Source organism: Orrella dioscoreae (assembly GCF_900089455.2).
GTDB classification, from domain to species: domain Bacteria; phylum Pseudomonadota; class Gammaproteobacteria; order Burkholderiales; family Burkholderiaceae_B; genus Orrella; species Orrella dioscoreae.
This window is the reverse complement of the sequence record NZ_LT907988.1, coordinates 103358-118987: the sequence shown is the minus strand read 5'-3', so window position 1 is coordinate 118987 and position 15630 is coordinate 103358. Positions and strand designations below refer to the sequence as shown.

Annotated in this window: 14 protein-coding genes; all 14 read left to right on the top strand. The window is 69.1% G+C overall.

Translation table 11 applies throughout. The annotated features are described in order from the left end of the window. The first annotated feature begins 113 nt into the window (after positions 1-113). Positions 114-1370 carry an amidohydrolase/deacetylase family metallohydrolase gene (locus tag ODI_RS00625; protein WP_067758326.1) on the top strand — a complete coding sequence of 419 codons (1257 nt, stop codon included), beginning with the start codon at positions 114-116 and terminating at the stop codon, positions 1368-1370. A gap of 18 nt (positions 1371-1388) precedes the next feature. Next, positions 1389-3794 (top strand): xanthine dehydrogenase family protein molybdopterin-binding subunit, encoded by a 2406-nt coding sequence (locus tag ODI_RS00620; RefSeq protein ID WP_067758324.1) that lies wholly within the window; start codon positions 1389-1391, stop codon positions 3792-3794. Further along, the gene (locus ODI_RS00615; RefSeq protein WP_067758322.1) at positions 3791-4645 is read left to right on the top strand and encodes an FAD binding domain-containing protein; all 855 of its coding nucleotides are present in this window, start codon (positions 3791-3793) and stop codon (positions 4643-4645) included. Before ODI_RS00620 ends, ODI_RS00615 begins: the two co-directional genes overlap by 4 nt. Beyond that, positions 4642-5130 carry a (2Fe-2S)-binding protein gene (locus tag ODI_RS00610; protein ID WP_067758321.1) on the top strand — a complete coding sequence of 163 codons (489 nt, stop codon included), beginning with the start codon at positions 4642-4644 and terminating at the stop codon, positions 5128-5130. Before ODI_RS00615 ends, ODI_RS00610 begins: the two co-directional genes overlap by 4 nt. A gap of 45 nt (positions 5131-5175) precedes the next feature. Further along, positions 5176-5904 carry an SRPBCC family protein gene (locus ODI_RS00605; RefSeq protein ID WP_067758318.1) on the top strand — a complete coding sequence of 243 codons (729 nt, stop codon included), beginning with the start codon at positions 5176-5178 and terminating at the stop codon, positions 5902-5904. A 70-nt stretch (positions 5905-5974) separates the two neighbouring features. Then, positions 5975-7159 carry an amino acid ABC transporter substrate-binding protein gene (locus tag ODI_RS00600; protein WP_067758315.1) on the top strand — a complete coding sequence of 395 codons (1185 nt, stop codon included), beginning with the start codon at positions 5975-5977 and terminating at the stop codon, positions 7157-7159. Positions 7160-7189: 30 nt separating this feature from the next. Further along, a complete protein-coding gene (locus tag ODI_RS00595) occupies positions 7190-8053 on the top strand; it encodes a branched-chain amino acid ABC transporter permease (protein WP_067758313.1) in 864 nt (287 codons plus the stop codon). Beyond that, entirely contained in the window at positions 8050-9051 is a 1002-nt protein-coding gene (locus ODI_RS00590) for a branched-chain amino acid ABC transporter permease (protein ID WP_067758310.1), read from the top strand. Before ODI_RS00595 ends, ODI_RS00590 begins: the two co-directional genes overlap by 4 nt. Then, on the top strand, positions 9048-9821 hold the full coding sequence (locus ODI_RS00585) for an ABC transporter ATP-binding protein (protein ID WP_067758307.1): 774 nt from the start codon (positions 9048-9050) through the stop codon (positions 9819-9821). The genes ODI_RS00590 and ODI_RS00585 overlap by 4 nt, the downstream gene beginning before the upstream one ends. Then, entirely contained in the window at positions 9814-10536 is a 723-nt protein-coding gene (locus ODI_RS00580; protein ID WP_067758304.1) for an ABC transporter ATP-binding protein, read from the top strand. Before ODI_RS00585 ends, ODI_RS00580 begins: the two co-directional genes overlap by 8 nt. A gap of 2 nt (positions 10537-10538) precedes the next feature. Continuing rightward, positions 10539-11771 (top strand): YlbE family protein, encoded by a 1233-nt coding sequence (locus tag ODI_RS00575; protein ID WP_067758301.1) that lies wholly within the window; start codon positions 10539-10541, stop codon positions 11769-11771. Next, entirely contained in the window at positions 11768-13381 is a 1614-nt protein-coding gene (locus ODI_RS00570; protein WP_067758298.1) for a GMC family oxidoreductase, read from the top strand. The genes ODI_RS00575 and ODI_RS00570 overlap by 4 nt, the downstream gene beginning before the upstream one ends. Then, on the top strand, positions 13375-14487 hold the full coding sequence (locus ODI_RS00565) for an ABC transporter ATP-binding protein (RefSeq protein WP_067758295.1): 1113 nt from the start codon (positions 13375-13377) through the stop codon (positions 14485-14487). The genes ODI_RS00570 and ODI_RS00565 overlap by 7 nt, the downstream gene beginning before the upstream one ends. Further along, complete coding sequence (locus tag ODI_RS00560) at positions 14487-15620, top strand: ABC transporter ATP-binding protein (RefSeq protein ID WP_067758292.1); 1134 nt, start codon at positions 14487-14489, stop codon at positions 15618-15620. The genes ODI_RS00565 and ODI_RS00560 overlap by 1 nt, the downstream gene beginning before the upstream one ends. The last annotated feature ends 10 nt before the right edge of the window (positions 15621-15630 follow it).

The following is a 15630-nucleotide window of genomic DNA, read 5'->3' as shown; positions in this document are numbered from 1 at the left end:
CAAGGGATTCTTAAAAATTAAGAGGCATACCACTTAAATTGCGCGGGCGTTGATCCTGGCACGGTTGTTGCTTGATGAGCATCAAGAACAACCTTTGCCGTACGAGGACAACGATGGCGACGATAGTGTTGAAGGGCGGCCGGATCATCGACCCGGCCAGCGGCACCGACAAGGTGGGTGACCTGCTCGTGCGCGACGGCGCGATCCTGGGCATCGACGTCGAGCCGGGCGGCCTGGCCGAGACGATCGATTGCCGCGGCAAGCTGGTGCTGCCCGGTCTCATCGACACGCACGCGCACGTCTTCCGCTACGTCACGGGCCGCTTCGGGCTGGATCCGGACATGTGCGGGGTGTACTCGGGCGTGACCACGCTGGTGGATCAGGGTGGCCCGAGCTGTATCACGCTGCCGGCGTTCCGCCATTACGTCGCGGAGAAAAGCGAGACGCGCCTGCTGGCTTTCCTGTCGGCGTACCTGGTGGGGGGCCTGGAGGGGCACTACTACCCCGAGCTCTACCGGCCGAGCTGTCTGGACGTGGCCGCCACGGTGAAGTCCGCGCGTGCCAACCTCGACCTGGTCAAGGGCATCAAGGCCCATGCCGAACTGGGCGGATTCGCCCGTTGGGGCCTGGACGTGATGAAGCTGGCCGCACAGATCGGCCGTGAGGCGGACCTGCCCGTCTACGTGCATTTCGGCCAGCTCTGGCCCACGCCGGATGGGGGCGGCCTGGACGTCGATCCCGACACCATCCTGCCGCAGGTCATGGACCTGCTGCGGCCGGGCGACGTACTGGCCCATCCGTTCAGCCGTCATCCCGGCGGCTTCGTCGAGGTCAATGGCCAGGTCCATCCCATCGTGCGCGAAGCGATGGCGCGCGGGTTGAAGATGGACGTGGGCCACGGTTCCCACTTCAGCTTCGAGTCGGCCCGGAAAGTGATCGAGGCAGGTTTCATCCCCGACACGCTGGGTGCGGACATGCACGGCTACAACACGACCGTGCCCGCGCCGGCAGGCACGCCCGACTCGCATCCGGATGAAGAGGAACATCTCTTCCGTGGCAAGACGCGCTTCTCGCTGGTGTCCGCCATGAGCGCGATGATGGCGCTGGGCCTGCCGCTGGACCACGTGGTGCGCATGGTGACGGTGAACGCGGCAGCCTTGCTGCGCATGGAGAACGAACTGGGCACGCTGCGTGCGGGCGCCGTGGCGGACGTCAGCGTGCTGGATGACGTGCGGGGGCGCTTCGTCATGCGTGACAACGAGGGCACGCAGGTCGTGACCGACCGCATGCTCAGCCCGGCTTTCTGCCTGCGCGCTGGCAAGCGCTTCGACGCGCGCGCGGCCATTCTTCCCGTGGCCCAGGCCGCATAGTTGCCGGCGATACGCATCATGGCCCAGACCCGTCAGCCCGCGCATCCGCAAGGCATCGGCGCGCGCGTGCCGCGCAAGGAAGACGACCGCTTCATGCGCGGCCGCGGCGACTACGTGCCCAACCTGCGCCTGCCTGGCATGCAGGACGTCGCCTTCGTGCGCAGCCCCGTGGCGCATGGCCGCATCACCGGCATCGAGAAACCGGCGGGGCGCGAGGCCTGTGTGTTCGTTGCCGCGGACCTGGACGGCGTGCGGCCCATCGTCGCCAACTCGGGCCTGCCGGGTTTCAAGTCGTCCGAGCAGCCCGTCCTGGCCCATGACAAGGTGCGGCAGGTGGGCGAGATGATCGCCATGTGCCTGGCACCCACGCGCGCCGAGGCGGAAGACATCGCGGCGCAGGTCTACGTGGATTTCGACGAACTGCCCGCGGTGGTGGACATGCTGGCCGCGCGCGAGCCGGGCTCGGCGCAGGTGCATGAACACTGGGGCGACAACGTGTTCCTGGAAACGCATGTGGGTGCCGACCAGGTGCCCGTGTTCGAGGCGCTGCGCCGCAACGCGCCCATCAGGGTGCATCGCAAGCTGCGCACCGCGCGCCAGAGCATGGCGCCCATGGAAGGGCGGGGCTGCGTGGCCTATTGGGACCGCCGCGCCGACCAGCTGGTGCTGGTGACCTCCGCCCAGATGCCGCATATCAACCGCACGGGTCTGGCGGGCTGCCTGGGCCTGGACGAGGGGCGCGTGCGCGTCATCTCGCCGGACGTGGGCGGCGGCTTTGGCTACAAGGGCATCCTGCTGCCCGAGGAGGTCTGCGTGGCCTGGCTGGCCTTGCGGCTGGGACATCCGGTGCGCTGGATCGAGGACCGCCGAGAGCAGTTGACCGCCAACGCCAACTGCCGTGAACACGACTACGACATCACGGCCTACGCCGATGAGCACGGCAAGCTGCTGGGCCTGGAGTGCGAGGCGCACGTGGATTCGGGCGCGTATTCGTCCTATCCCTTCTCGGCCTGCCTGGAGGCCGCGCAGGTCGGCAGCATCCTGCCCGGTCCCTACAAGATGCCGCACTACCGCTGCCACACCTGGTCGGTGGCGACCAACAAGCCGCCCATCCTGCCGTATCGCGGCGTGGCGCGCACGGGTGTCTGCTATGCGATGGAAAGCGTCATGGACGACATCGCCGTGCAGGCAGGCATCGAGCCCTTCGAGGCGCGCCTGCGCAATCTCGTGCTGCCGCAGGAAATGCCCTACGACAACGTCACCAACAAGCATTTCGACAGCGGCGACTATCCCGAGGCCGTCAGGCGCGCGGTGGCAGCCCTGGACCTGCCCGCCTGGCGCGCGCGCCAGCGTGCGGGCGAGGCCGACGGACGGCGCATCGGCCTGGGCGTCTCGATCTTCTGCGAGCAGGGCGCGCACGGCACGTCCGTGTACCACGGCTGGGGCATTCCCATGGTGCCGGGCCGCGAGCCGGCGGGCGTGCGCCTGACGCCGGATGGCGTGGTGGAGATCCGCGCCGGCGTGCATTCGCACGGCCAGAGCATGGAGACCACGCTGGCGCAGATCGCCTGTGACGTGTTGGGCACGGACCTGTCCCGCGTGCGCCTGGTGCTGGGCGACACGGGCACCACGCCGTATTCCACCGGCACCTGGGGCTCGCGCGCCGCGGTCATGGCCGGGGGCGCGGTGGGGCAGGCCTGCAAGCAACTGCGCGAGCGGGTGCTGAAGATCGGCGCGCATCTGCTGAAGACCTCCGTCGACGCAGTGCGCTGGGAGTCTGGCGCGGTGGTGGGCGAGGGCGGCAGCGTGAGCCTGGAAGAGGTGGCGCGCACCTGGTACCTGAAGCCCCAGTTGCTGCCGGCGGACGTGGACCCGCAAGGCCTGGAAGTGAACACCACCTACCAGGCGCGCCGCGACACCGGCACCTTCAGCTATGCCTGCCATGCCGTGGCGCTGGCCGTGGACGTCATGCTGGGCCAGGTCGAGATCCTGGACTACGTGGTGGTCGAGGACGGCGGCGTGCTGATCAATCCGATGGTGGTGGATGGCCAGGTGTTCGGCGGCGTGGCGCAGGGCGTGGGCACCGCGCTGTACGAAGAGATGCGCTACAGCGAAGAAGGCCAGCCGCTGGCTTCCACGCTGGCCGACTACATGCTGCCCGGCGCCACCGAGGTGCCCGACGTGCGCATCGATCACATGGAAACGCCCGCGCCCTATACCGAGTTCGGCCAGAAGGGCATCGGCGAAAGCGGCGCCATCGGGCCGCCCGCTGCCATCGCGAATGCCGTGAACGACGCGCTGCGCCCCCTGGGCGCGCGCGTGGACGAATTGCCCGTCAGCCCGCGCGTGGTGCTGGCCGCGCTGGCGCGCGCCGAAGAACGATCTCCAGACCAGGCCGAGTCCGGCCAAAGGCAGGCAGCATGAAGGCAGCACGCTTCGACTATGCCCGTCCCGGCGAGCCCGGGGAGGCGATCGCCCTGCTGGCGCGTAGCGAAGGCATGGGCAAGCCCGTGGCGGGCGGCCAATCGCTGGGACCGATGATGAACATGCGCCTGGCGCAGCCCGAGCTGCTGGTGGACCTGCGCGCGGTGGCGGGGCAGGCGGATTGCGTCGAGCACGCCGACAGCGTGCAGCTGGGCGCGGGCGTGACGCACGCGCAGATCGAGGACGGCATCGCGCCCGATGCCACGCGCGGCCTGATGCCTTACGTGGCGCGCGGCATCGCCTATCGCGCGGTGCGCACGCGCGGCACGCTGGGCGGCAGCCTGGCGCATGCCGATGGCGCGGCCGACTGGATCAACGTCATGCCGCTGCTCGATGCCTGTTGCTGCGTGGCGGGTCCGCAAGGCGACCGCGAGGTGGCATGCGTGGACTGGATGCAAGGCACCTTCACCACCGTGCTGGCGGAGGACGAGATCCTGCGCGCGGTGCGCATACCGCGCCTGTCGGCGTCGGCACGCTGGAGCTATTACAAGTTCAACCGCAAGCCCGGCGAATTCGCCGAGGCCATCGCGGCCTTCATCGACGATCCCGAGCGCGGTGTCTGCCGCGGCGTGATCGGCGCGCTGGACGGTCCGCCCCACGTCATCGCGCAGGCGCGCCTGCTGCTGGATGAGTTGCGCGCGAGCGGCCTGGGGCCCATGGGGCGCGCAGAGCTGCTGGCCGCAGGGCTGGAAGCGGGCAGCTATGAATACCGCGTGCACGCCGTTGCCCTGTCGCGCGCCGCACAGGCATTGGACGCCGGTCCCGGCGCCCGCTCCGGAGACGCTTCATGATTCCCCTGACCCTGACCGTCAACGGCCGCGCCGTGCAGGCCGGCGTCGAACCACGCACCTCGCTGGCGGATTTCCTGCGCGACCAGCAAGGGCTGACAGGCACCAACCTGGGTTGCGAACAAGGCGTGTGCGGTGCCTGCACGCTGACCGTGGATGGCGCCCCGACGCGGTCGTGCCTGTTGCGGGCGGTGTCGTGCCAGGGGGCGGACGTGCGCAGCATCGAGGGCTATGACGACGACGCCGTGATGGTGCAACTGCGCGATGCCTTCCGCGCCGAGCACGCCCTGCAGTGCGGTTTCTGTACGCCCGGCATGCTGGCGACCGCGCGCGACATCGTCACGCGCCTGCCCGGTGCCGATGACGCGCGCGTGCGCCTGGAACTGTCCGGCAACCTCTGCCGCTGCACGGGCTACGTGGGCATCGTGCGCGCCATCCGCCGCGTGCTGGATGCGCGCCTGGCCACGGCCAGCCAGGCAGCGGCCTGAGTCCCGCACGCTCACCGAACCCTCTTCTTCTCCGGAACTCCGAACATGGACATCGAGCAGTCATTCACCGTGCCCTATCCGCCCGAGCAGGTGTGGGCGTCATTCCAGGATATCGAAGGCATCGTCGCCTGCCTGCCGGGGGCGTCGCTTGCCGCGCCGCCCGAAGGCGGACAGCTCAAGCTGGGCATGACCGTGAAGCTGGGGCCCATCGTGGCGGCCTTCGCGGGTGACGGCGAGATGACGCTGGACGATGCTTCGCGCAGCGGACGCATCACGGGGGGCGGGTCTGACCGCAAGAGCGGCTCGCGCGTCAAGGGCGAGGCCGCGTTCGCGCTCAATCCGGCCGTTGATGAAAACGGCGTGGCGGGCACCCGCGTGGATGTGCGGGTGGATTACGCCATCACGGGCTCGCTGGCGCAGTTCTCGCGTGGCGGGATCATGCGCGAGGTGGCGCAACGGCTCACGCAGGCCTTCGCCGAAAACCTGAAGCAGCGCCTGGCGGCCCAGGCCGGGACGCCCGTGGCGCCCCAGGACGCAGCTGCCGCGCCCGGATCCGTACTTCAGCCCGACGCGGCACCGGCAGGCCGGCAGCCCGAGCTACCGGGGATGGTGGCGTCCGAGCCTGCCGCCACGGTCGCCCCTGCGCCAGTCTCTGCCAGCGCACCCCCGGTCAAGCCCGCCGCGCCGCTGGACCTCGGCAACCTGTTCTGGTCGTCGTTGTGGGCCCGCGTACGCAAGCTTTTCGGCCTGGGCGGCAAGTCCTCGCGCACCTGATTTTTCCAAGCAGCAAGACGTACCAATGCGGCGAAGCACCGCAACCAGTCGACATAACAAGGGGAAGTTCATGAAGCTCAAGACGTTTGTCCCGGCGCTGCTCGCGCTGGCCCTGGCAGCAGGGGCCCAGGCTCAGTCCGTCATCAAGATCGGCGCACCGCTGGCGCTGACCGGCGGCCTGGCCGACGAGGGCAAGAAGCAGCAGGTCGCCTACGACATGTGGGCCAAGCGCGTGAACGACGCGGGCGGTATCCAGGTGGGTGACAAGAAGGTGAAGGTGGAACTGGTGAGCTATGACTACCAGTCGGACGAAAAGCGCGCGCAGCAGATGGCGGAGCGCCTCATCACCCAGGACCGCGTGGACTTCATGACGGCGCCTTTCGGCTCGGGCCACACCAAGGTCGTGGCGGGCGTGGCGGAGCGCTACGGCGTGCCGGTGATGGCCTCGGTGGCCTCGTCCGAGTCGGTCTTCAACCAGGGCTACAAATTCCTCTTCGGCACGCTCGCGCCCAACGGCGGCCTGGTCGACGCCATGATCAAGACCTTCGGCGCACAGATGCCCGATGTGAAGAAGATCGCGATCCTGGGCCGCGAAGATGTCTTCCCGCGCTCCATGGCCACCGCCATGCGCGACTCGGCCGAGAAGGCCGGCCTGACGATCGTGCACAACGAGTTCTATCCGGTGGGCGCGCTGGATCATTCGGCCTCGCTGTCGAAGATCAAGGCCTCGGGCGCACAGTGGATCTACATCACCGGCTATACCAAGGACCTGATCCTGGCGCGCAAGCAGATGGCCGACCTGGGCGTGACCGCGCCTGTCGTCACGATGGTCACCGGCCCGGCCTACCAGGAGTTCATCGACGGCCTGGGCAAGCTGGCCGACGGCGTGAGCAGCACGACCTGGTGGCACCACTCCACCGAGTACACGGCGGACGACGTGTTCGGCTCGACCAAGGCGTTCTATGACGAGTTCGTCTCGCGCCAGAAGCACGACCCCGACTACGTGCACGCGTCGGCCGCTGCCGCGCTGATCGCCTTGCAGAAGGCCATCGAGAAGGCCGGCACGACCGACAAGGCCAAGGTGCGCGACGCGCTGGCCACGCTGGACATCGAGACCTTCTACGGCCCGATCAAGTTCGGCGCCAACGGCATGAACGCCGGCCGCGACCTGCCCATCATCCAGGTGCAGAACAGCAAGGTGGTCGTGTTGTTCCCCGAGGCGGTCAAGCAGGCTGACGCCATTCCCATGCCCTGACAGGGCCGGGTTCCTCACTGTTGAATCGACATGACCCTATTCGCTCAAATCATCGCCAACGGCCTGATGCTGGGTGCGCTGTATGCCTGCATCGCCGTCGGGTTTTCGCTGGTGTGGGGCGTGCTGAACGTGATCAACATGCTGCACGGCTCGTTCATCGTGCTGGGCGGCTACCTCACGTTCTTTGCATGGTTCCACTTCCAGATCAACCCGTTCATCACGCTGCCCGCGGTCTGCGCGCTGCTCTTCCTGGTCGGCTACCTGCTGCAGTACTTCGCCATCAACCGCGTGATCACGCGGCCGGTGCTGACCACGCTGACGCTGACCTTCGGCCTGGACATGATCCTCTACAACTTCATGAACCTGGGCTTCGAGGCCACGCCGCGGCGTGTGTCGCTGGACCTGGGGCGCATCGACCTGGCGGGCGTGATCCTGCCGGTTGACCGCCTGCTGGCAATGGGCCTGGCGCTGGCGCTGACGGGGCTGCTGTATTACGTGATGCGCAGTTCCCGCATCGGCCGCGCCATCGTGGCCGTGCGCATGGACCGCGACGCGGCATCCCTGATGGGCATCCGGGTAGGGCATGTCTATGCCATCACCTTCGGCCTGGCGGCGCTGATGGCCGGCGCCTGCGGCGCGCTGATGTCGGTGGTGTTTCCCATCACCACCAACATCACGGGCCTGCTGCTGGGCAAGGCCTTCGTCATCTGCGTGATCGGCGGCCTGGGCACGGTGCCCGGCGCGCTGGTCGGCGGCCTGGCGCTGGGGCTCGTCGAAAGCGTGGTCGGCAATTTCCTGGGCGCGCAGTACGCGGTGCTGTTCGGTTTTCTCATCATGCTGGTGCTGCTGATCACCCGGCCCACCGGACTCATCGGCAAGAAGGGGTACGAATGAACGCCCTGCAAGCAACGACCGGCGCACGCGGCAAGCGCGTGGCGCACGGTCTTTTCATCGCGTGGGTGCTGCTGCTTGCGGCTTCGCCCTTCCTGGTCGACAACTACATGGTGCGGCTGGCCACCTTCGTCTGCATGTACGCGGCGCTGGCCATGTCGTGGAACTTCATCGGCGGCTACGCGGGCTATCCCTCGTTCTCCACCGCTGCCTTCGTCGGCCTGGGCAGCTATGCCGGCGGCCTGCTGCAGAACGCGGGCGTGCCGATGGTGCTGGCCTGGGTGGGCGCCACGCTGTTCGTCAGCGCGTTCGCGGCGCTGGCCGGCGCCGCCATCCTGCGCATGAAGGGGCACTATTTCGCCATCGGCTCGATCTCCATGGTCGAGGTGCTGCGGCTGGTGACCTCGCTGTGGTCGGATGTCACGGGCGGCGGCGATGGCCTGAACATCGCGATCATGCCGGGCGGCCCCGATTTCGCCGCGCGCGTGTTCCTGTACGCGATGCTGGCGGTGATGCTGTGCGCCTGGGTGACGACCCTGCTGGTGGACCGTTCGCGGCTGGGCTTCGGCCTGCGCTGCATCAGCCAGAACGAGGACGCGGCCGACATGGTGGGCATTGCCGTGAACCGCTACAAGACCGCTGCCTATACCTTGTCGGCGATCTATTGCGGCACGGTAGGCGCCATCTATGCCTCGTGGGTGTCGTACATCGCGCCCACCGACGCCTTCGGCATCCTGCTGACGCTGAAGGTGCCGGTCATGACCATGCTGGGCGGCGTCGGCACGGTCTATGGGCCGATCGTGGGCTCCGCGGCGTTCGTGCTGATGGAGGAAACCATCTGGGCACGCTTCCTGGATTACCACCAGGCCATCCTGGGCGTCATCATCGTGCTGCTCATCTTCTTCCTTCCGGGCGGTCTGCTGAAGATCGACTACCGGCGTGTGCTCGGACGCGCGCGCAAGCCCGCGGCCGAGGCTTCCAGCAAGGCGGTGCGGGCATGACGACGCTGCTTGAAGTGAAGAACCTGTCCAAGCGTTTCGGCGGCCTGCAGGCGACGAAGAACGTGTCGTTCACGTTGCGCGAAGGCGAGATCGTCGGGCTCATCGGCCCCAACGGCGCGGGCAAGACCACGCTGGTGAATCTCATCACCGGCGTGCTGACCGCCAGCGAAGGCAGCGTGGTGTTCCGCGGCCGCGACGTCACGCGCCAGCGGCCCTTCGAAGCCGCGCGCAGCGGCCTGGCGCGCACGTTCCAGATCGTGCAGCCGTTCCCGCACATGACCGTGCTGGAGAACGTCACCGCCGGCTCGCTCTTTGCCGCGGGCGCGGCCAGCCGCGCCCAGGCCGAACGCGAGGCCATGGCGCACCTGGAATTCGTGGGCCTGGGCGAGCAGGCGCATCGTCCGGCGTCGTCGCTGACGCTGCCGTCGCGCAAGCGCCTGGAGCTGGCCAAGAGCCTGGCCATGAATCCGCGCGTGCTGCTGCTGGACGAGGTGAATGCGGGCCTGAACACCTCCGAGATCGAGAAGGCGCTGGCGCTCATGCGCGCCATTGCCGCGCGCGGCATCACCATCCTGCTGATCGAGCACCTGATGAAGGTCGTGCTGTCGCTGAGCCAGCGGGTGCTGGTGCTGCATCACGGCGAACTCATCAGCGAAGGCGAACCGCAGGCCGTGATTTCGGACCCGCGGGTGGTGGAAGCCTACCTGGGCAGCAAGTTCGCGGCGCGCCAGCAGGCGCAAGCGTCGGCCAATGGAGGCACGCATGGCTAACACGCCGATATTGAAGATCGAGGGCCTGCAGTCGGGCTATGGCGACGTCCAGGTGCTGTGGGGCGTGGACCTGGAAGTGCCCGCGGGCGAGATCACCTGCATCGTCGGTTCCAACGGCGCGGGGAAGTCGACACTGCTGCGCACCATCTCGGGCATGGTCGCTGCCAAGGCAGGCCGCATCACCTTCTGCGGCAAGGACATGACGCACAGCGCGCCCGATGCCATGCTGGGCGCGGGCCTGGCGCACGTGCCGGAAGGGCGGCGCCTGTTCCGCGGCATGTCGATCCGGGACAACCTGCTGGTGGGGGCCTATCTGCGGCGCGACGCGCGCGCCGACATCGAGCGCGACCTGGAAGCGGTGTACGCGATGTTCCCGATCCTGAAGGAGCGCCAGCAGCAGGATGCCACCACGCTGTCGGGCGGCGAGCAGCAGATGTGCGCCATCGGCCGCGGCATCATGTCGCGGCCGCAGCTGCTGATGGTGGACGAGCTGTCGCTGGGCCTGGCGCCGCGCGCCGTCGAGAAGCTGGGCGACGCGCTGCGCGAGATCAACCGCACGGGCCTGACCATCCTGCTGGTCGAGCAGGACGTGGTCACGGCCTTCGAGCTGGCGCGCCACGCCTACGTCATCGAAACCGGCCGCGTGGGCATCGCCGGCGAGACGGAAGTGCTGTCGGCCGACCCGCGCGTGCGGCAAGCCTATATGGGGATCTGAGCATGCGGACCCTGCCACCCGAAGCCGAGTCCCGCCTGCCGGGCAATGCCGGGGCGCTGGCCCGGCTGTGCGCGGTGCGTCCCGTGTGGCGTGCGGTGCGCACCGCGCGGGAAGCGCTGGGCCTGCCGGAAGGTGTGCTGTTGCATGCCGGGCCGCCCTATGAGGATCCCGCGAGGCCCGCGGCGCCCGTGCTGTCGTCCGCTGTCCTGGCCTGCCTGCACGAGGGGTGGGCCAGCAGCGAGGAAGAGGCCGAGTCCCTGATCACGACAGGTCGTGTTCGCCTGGTGCCCGCGCAGCAGCACGGCACGGTGTTGCCGCTGGCCGCCGTGGCCGGACCGGGCACGGCGCTGGTGGAGGTGGCCGATGCGGATGGCAACGGCGTGGCGTGGTCCCTGCTGGGCAGCGGGGCGGGGCCGCAGATCCGCTTCGGCTCGCGGGACCCAGCCATCCTGGCGCGCCTGCGCTGGCGCGACACGGTGCTGGCGCCGCGCCTGCATGCGCTGGTATCGCGGCAGCCCGTGGGGCTGCTGGCGTTGGCGCATGCTGGCATCCAGGGCGGTGACGACCTGCATGCCAGCACCAGCGCCGCGCAACAGGCCCTGCTGGCACGCCTGGGGCCGGGGCTGGGCGAGCAGCAGGGCGACGTGGACATCCTGGCCATGCTGGGCGGCACGCCGCTGTTCTTCCTGACCCTGTGGATGGCGGCCACGCACCTGATGCTCGACACCGCCGCCGCGCAGGGGCGGGATCCGGACAGTACGCTCGTCGTGGCGATGGCGGGCAATGGCCGGGAGGTGGGCATCCGCCTTGCCGGTGAGCCGGCGCGATGGTTCACCCAGCCCGCGCCGCCGCCCGCCGGACCGCGCCTGGACCTCTCGGTCACGGCGCCGGCCGGCCCGATGGTCGGCGATAGCGGCGTCATCGATGCCGCGGGTTTCGGCGCGCAGGCCCTGTCGTGCGCACCGCAGCTGCGGGATGCGCTGCAGGCCTTTCTGCCCGGCGATTGGCGCGAGCGGCCGGCGCGGCTTTCAAGCACCAGGCATCCCGCCTTCGCGGACCTGGACCTTCGCCTGGGGGCCGACGCGCGGGCGGGGGTGGCGCCCCTGGCCGCCATCGCGATGGTGGCCGCCGATGGGCGCGCGGGCCTGCTTGGCCGGGGCATCGTGTCCCTGGATGCGGCGTTGTTCGCGCAGGCCGCCCAGGCGCTGGCGCAGGCCGGGAAGGGGCGTGCATGATCATCTCGGCCGATGCCGTCGCGGCGTCCTATGACTACATCGTCTGCGGCGCCGGCACCGCCGGCTGCGTCGTGGCCGCGAGGCTGTCCGAGGATCCGGCGTTGCGGGTGCTGCTGCTGGAGGCCGGCGGCCACGAACAGGTCGCCGAGGTCCGCGACGCGCGTGTCTGGATGCGCAATATCGGCAGCGAGCGCGACTGGCAATTCCGCGCCCAGCCGTCCTCCGCGCTGAACGGCCGCCAGCCGCCGCTGCCGATGGGGCGCGTGCTGGGCGGCGGCTCCAGCATCAATGGCCTCATCTGGGCGCGCGGGCACAAGAACGATTTCGACAGCTGGGCCGAGCAGACTGGCGACGCCGGCTGGTCCTACGACGCCGTGGTGGCCTTGTACCGGCGCATCGAGCATTGGACGGGGCCCGCCCATCCGCGCCTGCGCGGCACCGGCGGGCCCGTGCATGTCGGTTTGCCCGAGGATCCCGTGCCGCTGGCGGTCGCGTTGAAGGCGGCGACAGCGTCAGTGGCCGGCGTGCCGGCGGTCGATGACCTGAATGCCGAAGCCATGGAGGGCAGCGGCGCCTGCGGCATTCCGAACGTGGCGGTCATGCCCGGCGCGGTGCGTGTGTCGTCCGCCAGCGCCTATCTGCGGCCCGCCCTGGCGCGCGCCAACCTGGACGTGGTCACCGATGCGCTGGTGCACCGGTTGACCTTCGCAGGGACCCGTGCAACCGGTGTCGTGTTCAGCGTGGCGGGCAAACGCTTGACGGTTGCCGCCAGCAGCGAGGTCGTGTTGAGCGCGGGCGCGCTGAACACCCCGCGCATCCTGATGCTGTCCGGCATCGGTCCGCAGGCCGAGCTGGCGCGCCACGGTATCGCGCAGCGTATCGCGCTGCCCGGCGTGGGGCAGAATTTCCAGGACCATATCCTGGTGGCCGGGTGTGTCTGGGAATACCGGCGGCCCGAACCGCCGCGCAACAACTCGGCGGAGTTCACCTTCTTCTGCCGCAGCGACAGCGGGCTGGAGACGCCCGACCTGCAGCCCGTGCTGGAAGAGTGCGCCTTCGGCAGCGAAGTGACGCGCGGACAGTATGCGCTGCCCGACGATCCCGCGCGCGCCTGGACCCTGGCGCCGGGGCTGGTGCGTCCGCACAGCCGCGGGCATGTGTCCTTGACCGGCAGCGCGCCCGATGCGCCGCTGGCGATCCACGCGAACTTCCTGTCGGACGACCGCGACGTCCGTGCGCTGCTGCACGCGGTCGAACTGTGCCGCGACATCGGCAATTCCCAGGCCTTGCGCGAATTCGCGGGCCGCGAGCTGATGCCGGGTCCGCTCAAGGGCGCGGCGCTGGAACAGTTCCTGCGCAATGCCGCGGGCACCTATTTTCACCAGACCTGCACGGCCAGGATGGGACGTGACGAGATGTCCGTGGTGGACGGCGCGTTGCGAGTCCATGGCGTGCAGGGCTTGCGCATCGCCGACGGCTCGGTGATGCCGTCGATCACGACCGGCAACACCATGGCGCCCTGCGTCATGATCGGCGAGCGCGCGGCCGACCTGCTGCGCGCTGGCGCGGCGGCTCCGGTCGGGACAACCCAGGAGGAACGGGCATGGTAGAGGTCAGGCTGGAGGGCGTTGGCAAGTCCTACGATGGGGTCACCGACGCCATCCCGGACTTGAACCTGTTGTGTCCGCGCGGAGAAATGCTGGCCCTGCTGGGACCCTCCGGCTGCGGCAAGTCGTCCACGCTCAAGATGATCGCGGGCATCGAGCCCGTCAGCCGTGGCGCCATCTATTTCGAAGGCATCGACGTGTCGCGCCGTGACACGGCGGAGCGCAATGTCGCGATGGTGTTCGAGGACTATGCGCTCTATCCGCACCTGAGCGTCTACGAGAACATCGCCTTTCCCTTGCGCATCCGTTCCATGCTGCGCAGCGAGGTGTCGGCGCAGGTGGACCGCGTGCTGGACCTGCTGGACCTGCACGGCTTGCGGGACGCCTCGGTGCGCAAGCTGTCGGGCGGTGCGCAGCAGCGTGTGTCGATCGGCCGGGCGCTGGTGCGAGAGCCGTCGCTGGTCATGTTCGACGAGCCATTGAGCCACCTGGATGCCGACCAGAAGGTGCAGTTGCGTACCGAGATCAAGCGCCTGCAGACAACCTCCCGCCTGACGTCGGTGCTGGTCACGCACGACCAGAACGAAGCCATCTCCATGGCCGACCGGATCGCGGTGATGGACAAGGGCGTGCTGCAGCAGGTGGATACGCCCGCCAAGGTCTATGACGAACCCGCGAACCTGTTCGTCGCGGGCTTCATCGGCGAGCCTCCCATGAACGTGCTGAGCGCGCGGGTGCTGCGCGAGCAGGACGATCTCTTCGTGGTGTTCCACGGCCGTCTGCGGCTGCCCGTGCCGGCCTCGTTGCGGGCGGCCCTGGCCGCCTATCTGGAGGGCCCGCCCATCGTGGTGGGCGTGCGGCCCGAACATGTTTCCCTGGGGCAACAGGGCGGCGAGGCGCCGGTGCTGGGCGCGCGGCTGGCACGCCGCGAGCCTTGCGGCGACCGGGATGTCCTTGTCGCCGATACGCCCTTGGGCAAGGTGGTCGCCGAAGTGCCCGGGCCCACGGATCTGATGCCCGGTGAACAGCTCTGGCTGCGCCTGGACCCGGCACATCTGCACTTCTTCAACGCGCAGACCAGCGCCAACGTGCTTGCGGAGACCGCCTGATGCGTACCTCGGAACCGGTGCCCATGACCCTGGCGGTGGATGGCCTGTCCAAGCGCTTCGGCGCCACGCAGGCGCTGGACGGCCTGGCCCTGACGGTCGCGCCCGGCGAGATCGTCGCGGTTTCCGGGCCTTCCGGCGCGGGCAAGTCGACGCTGGGTCGCCTGCTGAGCGGGCTGGAGTCCGCCGACAGGGGGGAGATCCGCCTGGGCAGCCGGGCCATCCAGGGTCTGCCGCCCCAGCAGCGCGCCGTGGCGCACATGTTCGAGTCCTTCGCGCTGTATCCCACCCTGAACGTGTTCGACAACATCGCGTCGCCCCTGCGTTCGCCCATGCATGCCGGCCGCATCGATCCCGCCTCCATTGCCGAGCGCGTCGAGAACGTGCTGGCCCTGACCCAGATGTCGCACCTTGCAGGGCGCCGCCCCGCGGAGCTGTCCGGGGGACAGAAGCAGCGGGTGGCCTTGTGCCGGACGCTTGTGCAGACGCCGGACCTGTTCATCCTGGACGAGCCCATCGGCCACCTGGACGCGAAGCTGCGTCACACCCTGCGTGGCGATATCCGTGCCCGCCAGGGCGCCCTGGCGCAGGGCACGCTGTGGTTCACGCCGGATGCGGTGGAAGCGATGGCGGTGGCCGACCGGGTGGTCATGCTGGTCGGGGGGCGCGTGCGCCAGATCGGCACGCCGCGAGACATCTACCTGCGTCCCGCCGACACCAGCGTGGCAAGGCTGGTCGGCGATCCGGCGATGAACCTGCTGGACATCACCTTGACGTCTTCCGATGGCAGCCGGGAGATCCGCCACGCGGGCGATGCCGTGCGCGCGAGCCCGGCGTTGCGCGCGCGGCTGGCGGCCCTTCCCGGCGAGCGCTACGTCCTTGGTTTTCCGCCCATGCATACGCAATTGTGCGCGCCGGCCTCGGCCGAGGCCGACGTGTTGCCTGGCGAGATCTATGCCGTGGAGCCTTTCGGCAAGTACACGCTGGTGACCGCAAGCCTGGCGGGCGCCTTGTTGCGTGCCAAGGTCGCGCCGGGCTATGCCGCGCCGCTGGGTGCGCCCGTGGGTATCCGCATGCCTGAATCCGGGGTCCTGATCTTCGATGGGGACACGGGAAGCATTCTGCCAGACCAGTAAGAGTCGCCGC

What these genes read in the sequence shown, in the direction of transcription:
- ODI_RS00590 (WP_067758310.1), top strand. Translation starts at nt 8,050, where the DNA reads ATGAACGCCCTGCAAGCAACGACCGGCGCACGCGGCAAGCGCGTGGCG.
- ODI_RS00595 (WP_067758313.1), top strand. Translation starts at nt 7,190, where the DNA reads ATGACCCTATTCGCTCAAATCATCGCCAACGGCCTGATGCTGGGTGCG.
- ODI_RS00610 (WP_067758321.1), top strand. Translation starts at nt 4,642, where the DNA reads ATGATTCCCCTGACCCTGACCGTCAACGGCCGCGCCGTGCAGGCCGGC.
- ODI_RS00560 (WP_067758292.1), top strand. Translation starts at nt 14,487, where the DNA reads ATGCGTACCTCGGAACCGGTGCCCATGACCCTGGCGGTGGATGGCCTG.
- ODI_RS00625 (WP_067758326.1), top strand. Translation starts at nt 114, where the DNA reads ATGGCGACGATAGTGTTGAAGGGCGGCCGGATCATCGACCCGGCCAGC.
- ODI_RS00575 (WP_067758301.1), top strand. Translation starts at nt 10,539, where the DNA reads ATGCGGACCCTGCCACCCGAAGCCGAGTCCCGCCTGCCGGGCAATGCC.
- ODI_RS00570 (WP_067758298.1), top strand. Translation starts at nt 11,768, where the DNA reads ATGATCATCTCGGCCGATGCCGTCGCGGCGTCCTATGACTACATCGTC.
- ODI_RS00615 (WP_067758322.1), top strand. Translation starts at nt 3,791, where the DNA reads ATGAAGGCAGCACGCTTCGACTATGCCCGTCCCGGCGAGCCCGGGGAG.
- ODI_RS00605 (WP_067758318.1), top strand. Translation starts at nt 5,176, where the DNA reads ATGGACATCGAGCAGTCATTCACCGTGCCCTATCCGCCCGAGCAGGTG.
- ODI_RS00620 (WP_067758324.1), top strand. Translation starts at nt 1,389, where the DNA reads ATGGCCCAGACCCGTCAGCCCGCGCATCCGCAAGGCATCGGCGCGCGC.
- ODI_RS00565 (WP_067758295.1), top strand. Translation starts at nt 13,375, where the DNA reads ATGGTAGAGGTCAGGCTGGAGGGCGTTGGCAAGTCCTACGATGGGGTC.
- ODI_RS00600 (WP_067758315.1), top strand. Translation starts at nt 5,975, where the DNA reads ATGAAGCTCAAGACGTTTGTCCCGGCGCTGCTCGCGCTGGCCCTGGCA.
- ODI_RS00585 (WP_067758307.1), top strand. Translation starts at nt 9,048, where the DNA reads ATGACGACGCTGCTTGAAGTGAAGAACCTGTCCAAGCGTTTCGGCGGC.
- ODI_RS00580 (WP_067758304.1), top strand. Translation starts at nt 9,814, where the DNA reads ATGGCTAACACGCCGATATTGAAGATCGAGGGCCTGCAGTCGGGCTAT.